The sequence below is a fragment of the Herbaspirillum rhizosphaerae genome (assembly GCF_046025915.1).
Taxonomy (GTDB): domain Bacteria; phylum Pseudomonadota; class Gammaproteobacteria; order Burkholderiales; family Burkholderiaceae_D; genus Herbaspirillum; species Herbaspirillum rhizosphaerae_A.
On sequence record NZ_JAQQFR010000011.1, the window covers coordinates 100,087 to 117,771 of the forward strand.

Consider the following 17,685-nt stretch of genomic DNA (forward strand, 5'->3'; position numbering starts at 1 on the left):
CAGGTGAGAACAATGCGTCGCCGTACATCCGTACGGCTGCGCTTCTCTTCTCGACCTCGAACCGCTCGCTACGCTTACTCAACGATTTAACGTAGTAAATAAGAAGTACAGAAACAAAAACTGAAGCACCCGTCCGGATTCAGCGCAAGCAACGCCGCAGAGCTCACGAGGCCGAGCGGCGGAGTCCGGACAATATTGAAATCTCACATCAGAGGAAAGTGGAAATCACCATGTTGGATGCCAATCTCAAAGCCCAATTAAAAGCCTACCTGGAAAAGGTCACGCAGCCTATCGAGATCGTCGCGTCGCTGGATGATGGCGCCAAGTCTCGTGAGTTGCAGGAGCTGCTGCAGGAAATCGTCACGCTGTCCGAGCGCATTACGCTCGTCGAACGCAACGATCATGCCGTACGCAAGCCGTCCTTTTCATTGAATCGCCCCGGTACCGATATCAGCGTGCAGTTTGCCGGTATCCCGATGGGCCACGAATTTACGTCGCTGGTGCTGGCGCTGCTGCAAGTCGGCGGCCACCCCATCAAACTCGACGACAAGGTGATTGAGCAAATTCGCAATCTGGATGGCGATTACACCTTTGAAACCTATATTTCGCTGACCTGCCAGAACTGCCCGGAAGTTGTGCAGGCGCTGAACGTGATGTCGATCATCAACCCCCGCATCCGATCGGTGACGGTGGACGGCGCGCTGTTCCAGGACGAAGTCGAGAAGCGCCAGATCATGGCCGTGCCGACCGTCTACATGAACGGTGAAGTGTTCGGCCAGGGCCGTACCGGTGTGGAAGAAATCCTCGCCAAGCTCGACACCGGCGCCGCAGCGCGCAAGGGTGAAGAACTGAGTGGCAAGGAAGCCTACGACGTGCTGATCGTCGGCGGTGGCCCGGCAGGTGCAGCAGCTGCGATTTATGCAGCACGTAAAGGCATCCGCACCGGTGTGGTTGCAGAACGTTTCGGCGGCCAGGTGCTGGACACGCTGGCAATTGAAAACTTTGTCTCCGTCAAGGAAACCGAAGGCCCGCAATTTGCCACCGCGCTGGAACAGCACGTCCGTAGCTACGACGTCGATATCATGAACACGCAACGCGCCGAAGCACTGGTGCCGGGTAACGGTCTGATCGAAGTCAAGCTGGCCAACGGCGGCGTCCTCAAGGGCAAGACCGTGATCCTGTCGACCGGTGCACGCTGGCGCGAAGTCAACGTGCCGGGCGAGCGCGAATACCGTAACCACGGTGTCGCTTACTGTCCGCACTGTGACGGCCCGCTGTTCAAGGGCAAGCGCGTGTCTGTTATCGGCGGCGGCAACTCCGGCGTGGAAGCGGCAATCGACCTGGCCGGTATCGTCAGCCACGTTACGCTGCTGGAATTCGCTGCAGAATTGAAGGCCGATGCGGTGCTGGTGCGCAAGCTGAAGAGTCTGCCGAACGTCACTATCGTGACCTCGGCACAAACCAGCGAGATCACCGGTGACGGCAAGAAGGTTAACGGTATCAGCTACAAGGAACGTGTCAGCGGTGAAGTAAAGCACGTCGAACTGGAAGGCGTTTTCGTCCAGATCGGTCTGGTGCCGAACACCGAATGGCTCAAGGGTACGGTCGCTCTATCCAAGCACGGCGAAATCGAAATCGATGCAAAGGGTCAGACTTCGATTCCTGGCGTGTTCGCAGCAGGCGACGTGACAACGGTGCCGTACAAGCAGATCGTGATCGCTGTTGGTGAAGGCTCCAAGGCGGCTCTGAGCGCCTTCGATCACCTGATCCGCACTTCGGCTCCAGAAGAAGCTCCGGTTGCGGCGAAGGAAGCTGTCGCAGCCTGATACAGCTTGATGCAGGCTGACAGAAATGGATGTAGTCGTTTCAGCAGTAAGCCAAACGTAAAAAAGCCACCTCTGGTGGCTTTTTTATTGTGCTCACTCTGCGTCGAAACTTTCCGGCGCAGAGTTGTGTCGCGAGATTATTTGAACAGCAGGCGCATCGAATCCCATGCGCGGCCGAAGATACCCGCAGGACCAACAGACTCCAGTGCCACCAGCGGCAACTCGGTAACTACCTTGTCGTCGATCATGATCTTCAGGGTGCCGACCTTGGCGTTTTCGGAAATCGGCGCGATCAATGGATCGTTACGTTCAACACGCGGCTTGATCTTGTCAGCGGTGCCCTTCGGTACCGTTACGTAGACATCGCGCATGAAACCGATCTTGATCTTGCCTTGCGAACCCTTCCAGACGTCGGGCGTATCGACTGCCTGGCCCTTGCTGTAAAGCTTCACAGCGTCGAAGTTCTGGAAGCCCCAGTTGAGCAGCTTCTGGCTTTCTTGCGTACGAACCTGATCGGAGACGGTGCCGATGACCACCGAGATCAGACGGCGCTCGCCATTGGCGACCGGACGCTTGGCCGAGGTGATCAGCGAGTAACCGGCGCTTTCCGTGTGGCCGGTCTTCATGCCGTCAACGGTCGGATCGAGCCAAAGCAGACGATTGCGGTTTGGCTGGGTGATGTTGTTGTAGGTGAATTTTTTGACCGAGTAATAGGTTTTATAAAACTCAGGGAAGTCGTTGATCAGGTTGCGGCACAGGATCGCCAGATCGCGTGCGGTCGTGTACGTGTCGGGGCTAGGCAAACCATGCGGATTGCTGAAGTGCGTGCCGGTCAGACCCTGGCGTTGCGCTTCGCGGTTCATCAGGATGACGAAGGCGTCGGTGGTACCGGACACGGCTTCGGACAGTGCCACGGCAGCATCATTGCCGGAGACCGAGATCAGGCCGTACAGCAGGTTGTTGACCGACACCGGCTTGTTCGGCTCGATGAACATCTTAGAGCTGCTGGGATCGACTTTCCACGCATTGACCGAAACATTGATTTCCTGGTTCAGGTCGAGGCGCTTGTCACGTACCGCCGCGAAGGCCAGATAAGCCGTCATCAGCTTGACCAGAGATGCCGGCTCGACGCGCGTATCAGCGTCTTGGGAGGCCATGATCTGGTTGCTCGAGGCATCCAGCAGGAGCCATGATTTTGCGGCGACGCCAGGAGGTGGAAGGGTCTGGGCACTTGCTGCCGAGAAAGTGACCGACAAGGTCAGGGCGGTTGCGGCAATAGCCGCGAGTAGTTTTTTCATCTTCAGGTGTAAAAATGTGTCCCGCCTGACTGCTCGCGGGACTGTCGTTTGAAAAGAGATGAGTGAACATCGCACCGGGATTATAAACGCCGAGCCTGACAATAAGGCTTTACGGCGTCTGTTTGCTTGCAGTGTCTTCCTGTTTCATGATCCGTAGCGAGAGGCCGTCAGCCGGTGCCGATCGGAGCGCAGGATACCGGAGTGTACTTTAGTACACGAGGATTCCGAGCACCGTACGGCGCCGGATCACGGCCTCGCAGCAGGAGCATGGGACAGGAATTAGTGATGCCACATTTGGACTATCAGGTTCTTGATATGTTGCAATTTTCTGTGAAAAAAGTGATCCGAACCCGGGATCACGATCACCGGCAGTTCTTGCGGACGCGCCCAGTCAAGCACGGCGCTGAGCGGAATCGTGTCATCCAGCTCACCATGGATCAGAATGGTATTGGCAGGCGCATCCGGCATCGGCCACTTGCCGGCGGCGGTACCGACCAGTGCCAGGCGCTCGGCAGGCGTGCCTTCTGCAATCAGACGCTGTTGCAGTTGCGCTTGCACGAAGGTGCCGAATGAGAAGCCACCCAGCGCCAGCGGCAACTCCGGATATTGCTGGCGCATGTGCACGAGCAGCAGCGCCATGTCGTCGGTTTCTCCCTGGCCGTGATCATGCACGCCTTCGGATTTGCCGACGCCGCGGAAATTCATGCGTACCGTCACATAGCCGAGCGCGAGGAAAGAGCGGGCCAGCGTCTGCGCGACCTTATTGTCCATGGTGCCGCCGAACAGCGGATGTGGGTGGGCGACCAGCGCCAGGCCGCGCGGTGTAGCAAATTGCTCGGGATCAGGCAGATCCAGCGCGCATTCGAGCTGGCCGATTGCGCCGGGAATCAGGAACGATTGTGTTTGGGCGTTCATTGGGTGTGACGTAATGTACGTATTAAGGCGTTCAGATTTTCAGGCGATCGACGATCTTGCCGCCGACGATATGGGAGTCGATGATTTCATCGATGTCTTCGTTGTCGACGAAGGTGTACCAGGTGCCTTGCGGATAGATCACGACGACCGGGCCTTCTTCGCAGCGTTCGAGGCAGCCGGCCTTGTTGATGCGGACTTTGCCTTCACCGGCCAGGCCGAGTTGCTTGATGCGTTTCTTTGCATGCTCTTGTGCGGCTTGCGCGCCCTTGTCGGCGCAGCAGGTGCGCTCGCCGGGTTTACGCTGATTCAGGCAAAAGAAGACGTGGTGTTCGTAGAACGGTTTTTCTGGAGTATCTGCGGTATCTGCCATGTTGATGCTCGGTGGGATGGGCCAAAGCATGCATGATACACCTTGAGGCCGGACCTTATTTTGGCGCGGCAGCCTTGCGATGCACGGGGTGATACAAGAACCACAACGCCAGGAAAGGCCAGAGCACCGAAAGGAATTGCGCGGCGCCGTCGAAATTCAGGAATTTGCCTTGCACCCAGGTCTGCAGCGTCGATACGAAATAGGGATTGGCCGGCACCGCATTGGTCGCCAGCAAACTGAAGATCAACGCCAGTCCCGCAATGCGGCGTTGTGCGGTAGGCGGGGCGAATGACAGCCCGGCCAGCATCAGGCCGCCGATGATTATGCCGCCGGCAGCACCCGGTGTAAGCCAGACGAAGGCGTTTTCCGGGGCGAAGAAGAGCGCGCACGCCAGCGATTTGATAAACACGGCCGCGAGCAGATAGAACGCCGTCAGCGCGTTGCGCGGCGCTTGCTTGCGCAGCAGCAGCAGCATGGTCAGTATCGCGCCGGTCAGGCCGCATGCCGTCACGATGATTTCGGCGAGCCAATATTGCTCCGCCGTCAACTGCGCGCTATTGGTCCACCAGGTCGCCAGATCGATCGGCGTATCCAGCAAATCGGACAACAAGCTCGACAGCGGCGGCACCAGATGGCCGAGGCCGAACAAGTGATTCTGCGGATAGATCAGCGCCAGCGGCCACAGCCCGATCACCACCAGTCCGCGGCTGGCTTCGCGTGAGAACCAGCGTCGGCGCAACTCCAGCAAGCGGCTCTCGCGCAAGAAGTAACGGCCGGTCCATGCGCCCAGCAGCGCTCCGAGCAAGGTGCCGCAGCTATTGGTAATGAGATCGAGATTGGAGGGAATGCGCGTAGGCAGATAGGTCTGCACTCCTTCCATGACGACCGACAGGGCGATACCTGCAATGGTGCTGAGAATCACCGCCCAATAAGAGCGGATGCGTGGGTACAGCGCAAATACGGTAAAAGCGCCGAAGGGCGCGTAGCCGACGATGTTGGTCCACAGATCGAAGCCGGTCCAGTAATACGGCAGGCGCGCCCACAGATAGTCCCAGGGTTGCAGACCCATGTCGCGCCAGCCGGTAAACGGATACCAGCTGGCATACACGATCAGCAGTGTATACATCAGCAGACTGACCCGGGCGAACGACGACGCCACCGGCTTGTTGAGGGGGCGTGCTCCGGTTACGCCAGCAGTGGGCGCAGCAGCAGCTGCTGCCGGCGTTACTGTAGCTGGCTGAATGGCTGACTGAGGAGATTGTGGAGGTCGGTGCGAGGCGTCCATGCTGGCGAGGGTACCCGATTTCTTCGTCGCTTGCATCTTCGACAACCGTTACAATATTGCCTATGTACGCCGCCGACTCTCCTGATTCTCCTGATTCTCTTTCTTCCAACGCCGTGACGACCACGACAAGCATTTCAACTATTTCCGCTGAGCGCATTGCTGCATTGATCGCTGAGTCGAGCAACGACCACGCCAAGCCCGTTGCGATTGAAGTGGTTGCACAAACCGGCTCGACCAATGCCGATTTGCTCGCACGCGTGACGACCTTGGCGACACCGACTTTGCTCGTTGCCGAATCGCAGACGGCAGGCCGTGGCCGGGCAGGCCGCGCCTGGCATACGACGGCGACCTCGGCATTGACGTTTTCGCTGGCGTGGAAATTTCAGCGTCCTGTACAGGCATTGATCGGCTTGCCGCTGGCGATCGGCGTCGCACTGGCCGAAGCCTTGGTGGTCTTCGGCATCAAAGTCGAGCTGAAATGGCCGAACGACGTATTGCGGGATGGCGCCAAGCTGGCAGGGATTCTGATCGAAACCGCGCAAAACAAAGTGACCGACGCCAATGCAAAGGCGTCTACCTGGGCAGTGATCGGGATTGGCGTCAATCTGGCGATGCCACAGGATTTGCAAGATCGGATTGGACGCGCCGTCGCGGACGTATCCGAGCTGCAGAGCCATGACCGCGAGCGTTTGCTGGCGTTGTTGCTGAGTGCCTTGTCTGACGCATTGGCTGAATTCGACGCGCAAGGTTTTTCCGCTTTTGCTGCACGCTGGAATCGTCTGCACGCCTACGCCGGACGTGCTGTGCGCATCCTCGACAACGACCGTGTTGTGCACGAAGGCACGGCCGTCGGCGTCGACGACAAGGGGTGCTTCCTGATGGATACCGCGAACGGGCGCATTGCCGTGGTCGCTGGTGACGTGTCTCTACGATTGCAGGAGTAAAGGTACAATCCAGCTCCTCGCAGGGCTGGATTGTACTTATGCGGGAACGTCGTAAGCCGCAGGCGGCAAACCGGCAATGCGCCGTTGGTGCATGTAGCGATAGGCATCTTCGATGTGGCGCGTAAACAGTCCGCTATCGAACAAGGGCGTGGTCAGGCGATTGGCAAGCAGGCGTTGTCGATACGAAGCAAGACGTTCGCGATCGCTTGCCAACGCTACCGCCAGCTCCTCATATTCCGCAACCGAAGTAGTGATCAGTTCTGGCAGGCCGACGGCATTGAGCAAACTCGCTGCGACTCTGCTCGAAAAGGTATTGCCGAGACGTGTCAGTACTGGCAGCCCTGCCCATAGTGCGTCGCTCGCGGTGGTGTGCGCATTGTAGTTATACGTATCGAGGAACAAATCAGCCTGACGATGGCGCGCAAGATGCGACGCCAATTCCATATGCGGTGCAAATACGAGGCGGTTGCCGGCAATGCCGCGTTTTTCAGCTTCAGCGCGCAGGTTATCGCTGACGGCTGGGCTGTCGTTGAAAAGCCATAGCACGCTGCCTGGGACTTTGTTTAGGATTGCCATCCAGATGCCGAAGACTTGCGGCGTGATCTTATAGTTGCTGTTAAAGCAGGCGAATACAAAGGCATCTTCAGGCAAGTCTAATTCCTGTCGCGTAAAGGCGTGTTCTGCGATGGAGCGAGTGCGATCATTGATCTGATATGAATGTGGAAGCCGGATGATTTGTTCCACGTAGTATGGGGCAGCGGTATCGGGCGTCGTTACCTTGTCGCCGATGATGTAGTCGATATAAGGTGCACCCAGCGTGCCGGGATAACCCAGATAGCTGACCTGTACCGGCGCTGCGCCGTGGGAAAAAATCCCCATGCGCGAGTCGCGCGTGTAGCCCTTCAGGTCTACTGCAATATCGATGCCTAGGTCACGCGACATCGCAACGACTGCGGCATCGCTCTGATGTCTTACGTCAATGAAGCTATCCATGGCGGCTGAGACGCGCTGACGCATGTAATCCGAGATATCGGGGCCGTAGGAAAAACCAATCAGTTCAAAAGCGTCTCTGTCGTGTTTTTCAAATAACTCCGCCATCAGGTAAGTGGTAGCGTGGTTGTGAAAATCTGCAGAGTAGTAGCCGATTTTGATTTTTTTACCAGGCTCGACGGGCGGCCATTGTAGGCCGCTGCGCTTATCGGGATGCTGGCGCGTTGCATGAAGTTCAGCGCATAGGCGTTCCGACACCGGATCATCGGACAAGGTAACAAACAAAAATGGATCGAATGACTGCTCTTGCGCCTGCACCGTTGCACGCAGTGCCTCCATCTCGTCTTCTACGCCTTGCCAGTCGCACAGCAGCATCTTGCTGCGCAGCCAGTTTATCTGCAGTTGTTCGAGCGCCGGATTGAGCGCGCGCGCCTGCGAATAGGCTTGTAGTGCGTCCTGGTGCCGTCCGGCATCGCGCAGGCTGAGGCCTTTGCTGTACAAGGCTTGCGCCGATTGGCCGTCAAGCTGCAGCGCGTGTTGGTAGGATTGCAAGGCGGGCTCAAGCTGTCCTAGCCGGGCTTGCACAACGCCCTTGTCTATCCAGGCCGTCACATGGTCCGGCGCCAGCGAAATGAGGCTTTCCAGTGCCGCCAGCGCATGTTCAAAACTATGGAGTCGGACAAAGCAAACGCTGCTTTGCAACCATGCTTCGAGATGGTCGGGGGCTAGCCTGAGCACATTGTCGAACGCCGCCAGCGCGTCTTCCAGACGATCCTCATGGATTAGCAGCAAGCCGTAGTTGATCCAGGTGCCGGTCAGCGCCGGATTGATCGCCAACGCTTTTTGATAAGCCGCCAGTGCTGGGCTATGGCGCTTCAGTGCCTGCAGCGCCACGCCGCTGTTGGACCATGACTCGGCATGCTCGGGCGTGATCGCCAATGCCTTGTCGTAGGCCGACAAAGCGTCTTCGTAGCGCTCCATGGCATTGCAGGTCGCGCCATAGTTGGACCACGCGTCCGCGTAGTATGGATTTACAGATAGCGCGTGTTCATAGCACGCCAGCGCTTCTTCGAAACGTCCCTGATTGTTGAGTGAACGACCATAGTTGAGCCATGCCTCGGCATGTTGAGGAGCAAGTTGCGTTGCCTTCTTGTGATGCGGGAGCGACTCTTCTTCTTTACCGGCCTCCGATAATGTCTTCGCCAGGTTGAAGTGCACAAAATTGTTGCCGGGATCAATGGAAACAGCCTTCTTCAGCAATTTGATTGCTTCCTGCTTATCGTTCTGTATGCCTTTGACGACGCCAAGGATATGCAGTGCGTCGAAGTTTTTGGCGTGTAGTTGCAAGACTTTCTGCAACAGTTGCTCTGCCTCGCCTAGCTTACCTTGTTCGAAGTGCTGGACGGCTTGCCCCAGTAGCGCATTGATTTGAGAATTCATTTGCCAGGAATTGTTTGAAGTTATTTTCGATGCCGTGATCAGTGGAGCTCAAGCTGATCTGAAAGAAGAGTGGTAGCGTCGCACGAAGATACCGCAGACACAGCCTACGCAGTCAGCCGCGATTATAGCCGAGCATACGAGCGTCCCTAGGTAGCGGGCTTGCGATGTCGGAATGGCAAATTTCTTGTTTCGTCAAATTAAAAGCCTGATAATCCCTTTGGCGAAAAAAATACCGTCACAAATATCCGTTACGCCAAACACTTTCATGTCACCGAGGACGAGCAAGCACATGTTGTTATTGATCGATGCCGGCAATACTCGCGTTAAATGGGGCGTCCCGAGTCGCGATGCTTGGTCTTTGGGCGTTGCCGTTCATTGGCTGCATGTCGGATCGGTAGCGCGTGATGACGTGAGTACGCTGCCGAAAACCTGGCAAGTTCTGCCGGTGACGCGCGTCATTGTGTCGAATGTGGCCGGTCCCGGGATGAAAGAAGCATTGGAATCCAGTGTCCGGATGGCATTTGGTGAGGCGATGGCGATTGAGTGGTTTGCATCGCAAGCGCAATTGGCTGGCGTGCGCAATCTTTACAAAAATCCGGCACAGCTGGGATGCGACCGGTTTGCCTCCGCCATCGGTGCGCATGCCTTGTTTTCGAATCGCGCGCTGATTGTGGCGACCTGCGGTACGGCGACCACCGTGGATGCTGTCACCGCCGCTGGCGACTTCATCGGCGGCATGATTTTGCCGGGGTTTGGTGTCATGGCGACGTCGCTGGCGCTCAATACCGCCCAGCTTCCGCAGATACACAGCATCAGCGAGGTGGCCACACCGTTTGCGGACAACACCACCGATGCCATCATTGCAGGCTGTATCGCAGCGCAGACGGGCGCCATTGAACGTGCGGTCGTCAGGCATCGTGCGCAACAGGGCAATGTGCTGTGCGTGATGGCCGGCGGCGCGGGGGCTATGCTGGCGTCGTATCTGGCGATGCCTTGCGAAAAGGTCGATAATCTCGTGCTGATCGGGCTGCATGTGGCAGCGAGCGTCTGAGGTTTTCTCTTTCTTGATAATTGATCAACCGGGCTGACCGTTCTCTATGCTGAAATTGTTTTTTTGGCTGTTGCTGATTGCGAATGGCGTGTTGTTTGCGGTGAATCGCGGCTATCTGGGCGCGACCGCCTCCGAACGTCACGAGCCAAAGCGGATGGCGCAGCAGCTGCAACCCGAGACGCTGACGATCTTGCCGCCCAACAGCGAGAAGCTGGTGACACCGGCGAGAGCAGCGGAGCAGGCTGCCGCGGCCGAGGCTGACAAGAGTGCCAAGCCTGCCGCCGATGCTCCTGCAGCGCCCGCGCCGGCTCCACAGGCTGAACCAAAAGCAGACGTAAAAACGGATCTCAAGGCCGAGGTGAAACCTGCTCCCAAAGGAGAAACGATCGCTTGCACCGAGATCGGCAATTTCAATACCGTGGAGGCCCGTAAATTTGAAGCGCAACTGACCAGCCTGCATCTGCCCGCCAAGGCGGTGCCTCGGAGTGTGCAGGAAGCGGGCAGCCATATGGTCTATATTCCTTCGCAAGACGGCAAGGACGGTGCGGACCGCAAGGCGGCGGAGTTGCGTCGTCTCGGCATTCAGGATTTCTACGTGATTCCCGAGTCGCAAACCAATCCGGCACTGCGCTGGGCAATTTCACTGGGCGTGTTCAAGACCGAGGAAGCGGCAAAAGCCTACATCGGCCAACTTATTCCACAAGGTGTGCGTAGCGCACGCATCATGGCGCGTAATGTCACTTCGACCAGACAGGCTTACCAATGGCGCGGTATTGATGCCGCGACCAAGGCGTCGCTGGATAGCCTGAAGGCAAAATTCCCGAATCAGGAAATGCGCAGCTGCACGGGTTAAGGTTGCCTCCTAAGGTGGGCGTGGCTTGCAAGGCATAGGCCGATTTTGCATGAGTGCCGATAAAACACAACATCCGCAACAATAGCTTCGCGCTTTCCATGTAAAATCGCGGACATTCCGAATATCTCTTCCCAGCTCAGGATTTGCGCTATGACCGACTTGACCGATCTGACCGACGTTGCCCCTCAAATCAAGGCCGAAATTCTGGCGGAAGCCTTGCCGTACATCCGCAAATTCCACGGCAAGACCATCGTCGTCAAATACGGCGGCAACGCCATGACCGAAGAACGTCTGAAGCATGGTTTTGCGCGTGACGTGATTCTGTTGAAGCTGGTCGGCATGAATCCGGTCGTAGTGCACGGCGGCGGTCCGCAAATCGACAATGCGCTGAAGAAGATCGGCAAGCAAGGCACCTTCGTGCAAGGCATGCGCATCACCGACGAAGAAACCATGGAAGTCGTTGAGTGGGTGTTGGGCGGCGAAGTGCAGCAAGACATCGTGATGTTGATCAATCACTACGGCGGCCAGGCAGTTGGTCTGACCGGCAAGGATGGCGGGCTGATCCGCGCACACAAGATGCGTATGCCGGACAAAGAACATCCAGGGGAATTCCTCGACATCGGTTTCGTCGGCGAGATCGAAGCAATCAACCCAGCCGTGGTCAAGGCCTTGCAGGATGATGCTTTCATCCCGATCATTTCGCCGATCGGCTTCGGCGATGATGGTCAGGCTTACAACATCAATGCCGATGTGGTCGCCGGCAAGATTGCAGAAATCCTGCACGCCGAAAAGCTGATCATGATGACCAATATTGCTGGCGTGCAAGATAAGAAGGGCAATTTGCTGACGGATTTGTCGGCGCGTGAAATCGATGAGATGTTCGAAGACGGCACGATTTCCGGTGGCATGTTGCCGAAGATTTCGTCGGCGCTGGACGCTGCTAAGTCGGGCGTCAATACGGTTCACATCATCGACGGCCGCATCGAGCACTCGCTACTGCTGGAAGTGCTGACCGAGCAGGCATTCGGTACGATGATCCGCTCGCACTGATTACCTTCTTATCAAAAAAAGGCGCTTCCGGGAGACCGGCAGCGCCTTTTTTATTTTCCCACCATCATTGCCTCAGTAAATACGTTCGACCTTGTAGCCGCGTTGTTTGAGCAATGCAGGTACGCCTGTGGGGCCGACCAGATGCAGAATGCCCATGGCAGCGAAGATTCCGTCCTGCTGCTTTAGCAGCGCACTGACGCGATCCGTCAGGAGTGGATTGCGTTGATCGAGCAATACCTCTTTGGTAAAACGGCCGACAAAACTTTTGTCACTCGCCATGTCGTCCAGCAGAGCTTGTAAACCGGCCAGGTTACCGGTACGCCAGCATTCCGCCAGGGCCACAACTTTGGCCGCATCGTCGGGATCGTTCAATTCCTTGATGGTATCTTCCAGCAACTGGTTTTGCTGTTCTTCGCTCAGTGCGCCGAACAGCGCGAGTTGCGCTGCGGCGCTTTCGAGTTCGATTACGGGTTTGTCGCGTTTCCTGGCGACATTGGCGAGATAGCTGTCGACAGCAAGTTCAGAGCGATAGCCCTTGCTGTCGAACTCCTGGATGGTCAACAGGCTGGCGATCATCCATGGCCGGAAACGGGTGACCGCATCGGGAGCGATATGGTATTTCGTCAGTGCAGTCTCTACCTGCTGACGTAACGGTGGGGGCAACTCGGTACGGTAGCTCTTGCCGTCTGGATAGAATCCATATTGCAGGACCGCCGCCTGCATGGCCGGGATTTTCTGGGGATCGATTTCCAGTGCGATGGCTGGGGCCTTTTCGAGCGCTTGCATAACGCGCGCGTCGAGCGGATAGAAATTATCGGCGCCGACATGGATAGTGCCGAACAGATACAGCGTGTGTTGCGCATTCTGTATCTTGAACAAGGCACCGTGCTGCCCGGTGTCTGCTGCTTTCGTCATCGGCAGATAAAGGCAGAGCAGCCAGGCGAATGTCACTATAATCAGGCGTCGCACCATTGTCTCCCCTTACTTGATCCAGTTTTTCATCGTGCCGAATACTACACCGCTCTGGCTTTTTGATCTCGACAACACGCTTCACAACGCTTCCCACGCAATTTTTCCGGCGATCAATGCCAACATGAATGTGTTCATGGAGCGCGTTCTGAAGGAGCAGGGCTTGCCGTCCGATCAGGATGCGGTCAATGCGTTGCGCCAGCGTTATTGGCGCTTGTATGGTGCGACTTTACTCGGCATGGTGCAGCATCATCAGGTGTTGCCGGATGATTTCCTGCGCGAGGCGCATCACTTCGACGATTTGTTTGACATGATCCGTGCCGAACGCGGCCTGTTGAATATGCTCAAGCGTCTTCCGGGGCGGAAGATTCTGCTGACCAATGCGCCTTTGCGCTATTCCCGCGACGTGGTGCGTCACCTTGGCTTGCACCGGCATTTTGATCAGCATATTTCCATCGAATCGATGCGCGTGCATCGGCAGTTGAAACCGAAGCCTTCACGTCAGATGCTGCGCAAGCTGTTGGCACGCGAGCGCGTCGCTGCGCATCGGTGCGTGCTGGTGGAGGATACGCCGGCTAACCTGAAATCGGCCAAGGAGCTGGGTTTGCGTACAGCATGGGTGACGCAGTATCTGACGGGAAACCCCCATTTTGCTTCTACTGGGGTGCGCCGCATGTTGACCATGCATCCGTCTTATGTCGATGTGAAAGTGCGTTCAGTGCGGCAACTGACCGGCCATTTGCGCCGTCTTGTCCTGCGTGCTTAATTGATGACGTACCAGCCGACTGCGCCGGCCTTTGGCTTAATCGGCGCAGTCGGCGCACCAGCCCTTGATGGTCAATTCGATTTCATGGCTTTGAAAGCCTTTGCCCAAGGATTTTTGCAGAGCCGTCTGGAGTTGGGCTGCGGTCGTCTGGTGCTTGCCCGATGAGGGGAGGACGCTTTCCAGAAAGCCGGCTTCTCCGCTGCCGTCGAGGCAGAAAACCCGTGCGCAACGCGTGCATTTGAAGTGACCATGCTGATGTTGCGGATGGCCAGGTGCGTGCTGGTGACCGCCGTGGTCGTGATGCTCTGCGCCGGCACCGGCGTTATAGCGGAAGATACGATCGTCGCTGGCGATCTTGTGCGCCAGCCCGGCTTCGGTCAGGCAATCCAGCGCGCGATAAAGCGTGACGCGATCCATGTCGACCAACTGATCCTGAATATCCTGATGCGACACAGCGCTGCGTGCGCTGAGCAGCGCGGCCATGACGCTGACGCGCGCCTGCGTCACGCGTACGGAAGCGTCGCGCAATTGCAATTCTGCCAATGCTTGAGCTTTGGCCGGTTCCTGAGCGAGAGCAGTGGGCATGGCGGTGTCGGCTGGTTTGGATTTCATGGGGCTTGTTCTGGGTTCCGGCTTTGAAGTAAAAGCCTCTGACGAATTATGCCGCAATTCACGGCGGTGGGCGTCCTACGCATGTATTTCAGTCCCCGGCGGCATATGCTGGCAGGCATTTTTGTCGGACGGCAGCCAGGTTATTTCGGTGCTACTTTCTTCGCACGTGGATGGGCTGCATCGTAGACTTGCGCCAGGCGCTGAAAATCGAGCGAGGTATAGACTTGTGTTGCGGTGATAGAGGCGTGGCCGAGCATTTCCTGGACCGCACGCAAATCGCCGGAGCCTTGCAGGACATGCGAGGCGAAGGAGTGGCGCAAGACGTGAGGATGTACGTTGGTCGCCATGCCAAGCGCCTGGCCGTGTGCCTTGATGCGCAGCTGCATCACGCGCACCGACATGCGGGTGCCGCGTTCACTGAGAAACAAGGCGTGCTGATCGGCTTCGGCTTGTTTCGCCATAATACCGGCGCGCGCGGTGAGCCAGTTTCTCAACGCCTGCATCGCCGGTTGCCCTACGGGCACGCTCCGCATCTTGTTGCCTTTGCCGGTAACGGTGACTTCGCAGCTATCCATATCCACCCATCCTGCTGACGTGTATCCGGCTGCGTGATGGTATTGCACGTCCAGACCGACCAGCTCGGAGACACGCAGGCCGCTTGAGTAAAGCATTTCAAACATCGCAAGATTGCAAAGCTGAGCCGGTGCGTCAGCATCTTTGAGCGGATTGTGTTGAGACACCAACTGCACCGCGTCGTCGGCAGCGAGTGCCTTGGGCAAGGGTTTGGCTCTTTTGGGTGCCTTGATCCCATCGACGGGATTTGATTTCAGTCCGCCCAGCTCCGATAGCCAGTCGTAGAAGCCTCGCCATGCCGACAACTTGCGGGCAATGGAGCGTGCATTGAGGCCGCTGCCGTGTAATTGCGCGGCAAACTTGCGGATTTGGAAGTGAGAGACCGCCTCAAGTACTACACCGGACGCTTGCGCTAACGAGCTCAGCTCAGCCAGGTCGCGCGCATAGCTGGTGATGGTATGAGGCGACAGCATGCGTTGATTTTGCAGGCTGTCAAGGTAGCGTTCGATGTAGCGATCAGCAGCGACTGGAGTAGGTTCGGTGCTCACACGAGTGCGTCGAAGAAGAGGATGGTTCAGTGTAGCAGGCAGGCCAGAGCGGCGCTGGCGGTTTCGCCAATGCGGGTCAGAAAATCCGTCCCCATTTCTGCCGTAAAGCGGCTCGGGTCAGGCGAGCCCAGCACCAACAGGCCAAATGCTTCAGGCGCGGCGCCGATACGCAGGGGCAGCATGGAGATAGATTTGACCGAAGACGGATCTTCAAGCCAGCCGGCTGCTTCGAATTCGTTGTTCGGGCCGCAGAACGGCGTCGTCAGGCCATTGGCGAAAATACGCGCATCTTCCGATACCGTCGCGGTGAACCAGTTTCCATCGTATTTTTCAGCGACGTTCCAGAGACGTAGGGTGACTTGAGGCACGTTGAAGATGGCCTGCAAATTACCAGACAAGGTCTGGGGCAGGTCGCTGTCATTACGTGCCAGCAGCAAGGAGCGTGTCCATGATTGAAACTTGCTGGTGATCTCGTCGTTCTCTTGTGCGATGCGCATCAGGTCTGCCATGTGCAACTCTTGAACTTTGATCTTTTCGCGCAGAATTTCCATCTGGCGCTCTTGCAGCGAAATCGCGCGCCCCAACAGCGGACTTGTGAGCCGGATTCGGCCAAGCAGCTCTGCGTGCTCCTCGAAGAAGTGCGGATGGTCGAGCAAATAGTCGGCGATCGAATCGGAGTCCAGAGGAGTCATGTGCATGCTTGTTGGGTTGAGTGTTTTTTTTTGCGGCATCCAGCTCCAGACGAGGCCGGGCTTGCATATCCGCAATATCGCGAGATTATCTACGCTATCGCTGGTGCTGACAACTTTTTAATCAGGTCGCGAAGATCTGCTGCTTACCAATAAAAACGGGCTTACATGATTTCTCATGTAAGCCCGAATTGTTCAATCAAGTTCTGATTCTGACGTTTGCACGTCAGAGGTTCAGAGACTTAAATTAGAACTTGTGACGGATACCAACAGTAACTGCTGTTTGGCTCGAGTCGTTACCAGTTGTGTCACCAACCACGCCTGGGTTCTTCATGTCTTTAGCACGCAGGTTCGACACGAATGCGTACAGGTCAGTACGCTTCGACAGCCAGTAGTCTGTACCCAGGTTGTACTGAGTCAGCTTGCCCTTACCGTTCAGACCGTCGAAGCTAGCTGTTGTGTATTCCACAGCAGCCAACAGCTTCAGGGATGGAGTCAGCGAGTAAGCTGTACCCAGTTCCCACATGTCGGCCTTACGCGAGTTTGCCAAAGTTGCTGTAGTAGTGCGGTTTGCTGCAGTCAGAGCAACAGGAGTTGCCAAGCCAGCCAGACCTGCTTGTGTATTCAGGTCTTGCTTGACGCGCGACCAGTTACCGTACACACGTGCTGGGCCAAACTGATAGCTAGCGACCAGGTTGAATACCTTCAGTGCTGTGTTACCAGTGTTAGCTGTAGTAGTAGCCAAGTTGGCGACTGTTGCGCCAGCAGCTGGGATCAGGCTTGTGTCCGAAGGAGTTGGGCCACCCTTAGCTTGGTAGTAGTTGGCACCCAGACCCAGTGGGCCGTTGTCATACTTGACGCCCAGACCGAAGGACTGACCAGCCGAAGTCTTGCCAGCTGTTTCGCCGAAACCGTACATCGCTTGACCTGTGAAGCCGCCCAGGTTGTTAGTAGTGTAAGCGATCGAGTTGTTAGTACGTGTACCTTGCAGACGGTTCAGAGCCGAACCCGAGTTTTGGGTAACGCCACCGAAATCGTTCACAGCTGTGTAGGCGCTGATTGTGTCAGCCCAGTCAGTTTGACGACCCAGCAACACAGTACCGAAGCCACCGTTCAGACCGACAACCGACTTACGACGGAACAGGTTCGAGCTAGTAACAGAGTCGGAACCTTGCAGGCCACCGTTGTCGTTTGTGAAGCCAGTTTCCAGTTGGAACACTGCATTCAGACCGCCGCCCAGATCTTCAACACCCTTGAAGCCGATACGCGAGCCTTGGATTGTGCCGGAGTTGACTGCAAACTTGCTGCCAGTGTTAGTGCCGCCAGCAGGAGTAACAGCCTTGCTTGTGTAGGTGATGCCGGTATCAACGATACCGTAGATAGTGACGGAGCTTTGTGCTTGTGCAGCACCTGCAAACGCGCCGAGAACGGCCAGTGCAAGCAGAGATTTTTTCATTTGACATCCTTCTATAAAAATAGTCTTGAGGATCCGTACATCTAGTCGGA

At 56.7% G+C, this 17,685-nt stretch carries 16 protein-coding genes; 6 read left to right on the forward strand and 10 right to left on the reverse strand.

Annotated elements, in window-relative coordinates; genetic code table 11:
- The first annotated feature begins 230 nt into the window (after positions 1-230).
- A complete protein-coding gene (gene ahpF / locus PQR63_RS17040) occupies positions 231-1,826 on the forward strand; it encodes an alkyl hydroperoxide reductase subunit F (RefSeq protein ID WP_408169185.1) in 1,596 nt (531 codons plus the stop codon).
- Positions 1,827-1,963: 137 nt separating this feature from the next.
- Here ahpF and PQR63_RS17045 read toward each other — a convergent pair whose 3' ends face one another.
- From PQR63_RS17045 to PQR63_RS17060, 4 genes are all read right to left on the reverse strand, one after another.
- Positions 1,964-3,124, reverse strand: coding sequence for a D-alanyl-D-alanine carboxypeptidase family protein (locus PQR63_RS17045; RefSeq protein WP_408169186.1), 1,161 nt, complete (start codon positions 3,122-3,124; stop codon positions 1,964-1,966).
- 279 nt (positions 3,125-3,403) lie between these two features.
- Positions 3,404-4,039, reverse strand: coding sequence for an alpha/beta hydrolase (locus tag PQR63_RS17050; protein WP_408169187.1), 636 nt, complete (start codon positions 4,037-4,039; stop codon positions 3,404-3,406).
- A 31-nt stretch (positions 4,040-4,070) separates the two neighbouring features.
- A complete protein-coding gene (locus PQR63_RS17055) occupies positions 4,071-4,409 on the reverse strand; it encodes a (2Fe-2S) ferredoxin domain-containing protein (protein ID WP_050476350.1) in 339 nt (112 codons plus the stop codon).
- A gap of 55 nt (positions 4,410-4,464) precedes the next feature.
- On the reverse strand, positions 4,465-5,535 hold the full coding sequence (locus tag PQR63_RS17060; protein ID WP_408169311.1) for a VanZ family protein: 1,071 nt from the start codon (positions 5,533-5,535) through the stop codon (positions 4,465-4,467).
- 221 nt (positions 5,536-5,756) lie between these two features.
- Here PQR63_RS17060 and PQR63_RS17065 point away from each other — a divergent pair, with 221 nt between their 5' ends.
- Positions 5,757-6,638: a biotin--[acetyl-CoA-carboxylase] ligase gene (locus tag PQR63_RS17065; protein WP_408169188.1), complete on the forward strand. Its 882-nt coding sequence runs from the start codon at positions 5,757-5,759 to the stop codon at positions 6,636-6,638.
- Positions 6,639-6,674: 36 nt separating this feature from the next.
- On the opposite strand, the gene PQR63_RS17070 is transcribed toward PQR63_RS17065, so the two are convergent.
- A complete protein-coding gene (locus PQR63_RS17070; protein ID WP_408169189.1) occupies positions 6,675-9,068 on the reverse strand; it encodes a tetratricopeptide repeat protein in 2,394 nt (797 codons plus the stop codon).
- A 289-nt stretch (positions 9,069-9,357) separates the two neighbouring features.
- Between PQR63_RS17070 and PQR63_RS17075 the strand changes: the two genes are divergently transcribed.
- The 3 genes from PQR63_RS17075 (at position 9,358) to argB (ending at position 12,022) form a co-directional block, all read left to right on the forward strand.
- The gene (locus PQR63_RS17075) at positions 9,358-10,119 is read left to right on the forward strand and encodes a type III pantothenate kinase (RefSeq protein ID WP_408169190.1); all 762 of its coding nucleotides are present in this window, start codon (positions 9,358-9,360) and stop codon (positions 10,117-10,119) included.
- A 46-nt stretch (positions 10,120-10,165) separates the two neighbouring features.
- Positions 10,166-10,972, forward strand: a complete 807-nt coding sequence (locus PQR63_RS17080; RefSeq protein ID WP_408169191.1) for an SPOR domain-containing protein — start codon at positions 10,166-10,168, stop codon at positions 10,970-10,972.
- Positions 10,973-11,122: 150 nt separating this feature from the next.
- A complete protein-coding gene (gene argB, locus PQR63_RS17085) occupies positions 11,123-12,022 on the forward strand; it encodes an acetylglutamate kinase (protein ID WP_094562391.1) in 900 nt (299 codons plus the stop codon).
- Positions 12,023-12,094: 72 nt separating this feature from the next.
- Here argB and PQR63_RS17090 read toward each other — a convergent pair whose 3' ends face one another.
- Positions 12,095-12,937, reverse strand: a complete 843-nt coding sequence (locus PQR63_RS17090; RefSeq protein WP_408169192.1) for a TraB/GumN family protein — start codon at positions 12,935-12,937, stop codon at positions 12,095-12,097.
- Positions 12,938-13,022: 85 nt separating this feature from the next.
- On the opposite strand from PQR63_RS17090, the gene PQR63_RS17095 reads away from it, so the two are divergent.
- Complete coding sequence (locus PQR63_RS17095; RefSeq protein ID WP_408169312.1) at positions 13,023-13,757, forward strand: pyrimidine 5'-nucleotidase; 735 nt, start codon at positions 13,023-13,025, stop codon at positions 13,755-13,757.
- 36 nt (positions 13,758-13,793) lie between these two features.
- Here PQR63_RS17095 and PQR63_RS17100 read toward each other — a convergent pair whose 3' ends face one another.
- From PQR63_RS17100 to PQR63_RS17115, 4 genes are all read right to left on the reverse strand, one after another.
- Entirely contained in the window at positions 13,794-14,369 is a 576-nt protein-coding gene (locus PQR63_RS17100; RefSeq protein WP_408169193.1) for a Fur family transcriptional regulator, read from the reverse strand.
- A gap of 140 nt (positions 14,370-14,509) precedes the next feature.
- Positions 14,510-15,490 carry a tyrosine recombinase XerC gene (xerC, locus tag PQR63_RS17105; RefSeq protein WP_408169194.1) on the reverse strand — a complete coding sequence of 327 codons (981 nt, stop codon included), beginning with the start codon at positions 15,488-15,490 and terminating at the stop codon, positions 14,510-14,512.
- Positions 15,491-15,516: 26 nt separating this feature from the next.
- The gene (locus PQR63_RS17110) at positions 15,517-16,182 is read right to left on the reverse strand and encodes a DUF484 family protein (protein ID WP_094566100.1); all 666 of its coding nucleotides are present in this window, start codon (positions 16,180-16,182) and stop codon (positions 15,517-15,519) included.
- A gap of 244 nt (positions 16,183-16,426) precedes the next feature.
- A complete protein-coding gene (locus tag PQR63_RS17115; protein WP_408169195.1) occupies positions 16,427-17,635 on the reverse strand; it encodes a porin in 1,209 nt (402 codons plus the stop codon).
- Between the last annotated feature and the right edge of the window lie 50 nt (positions 17,636-17,685).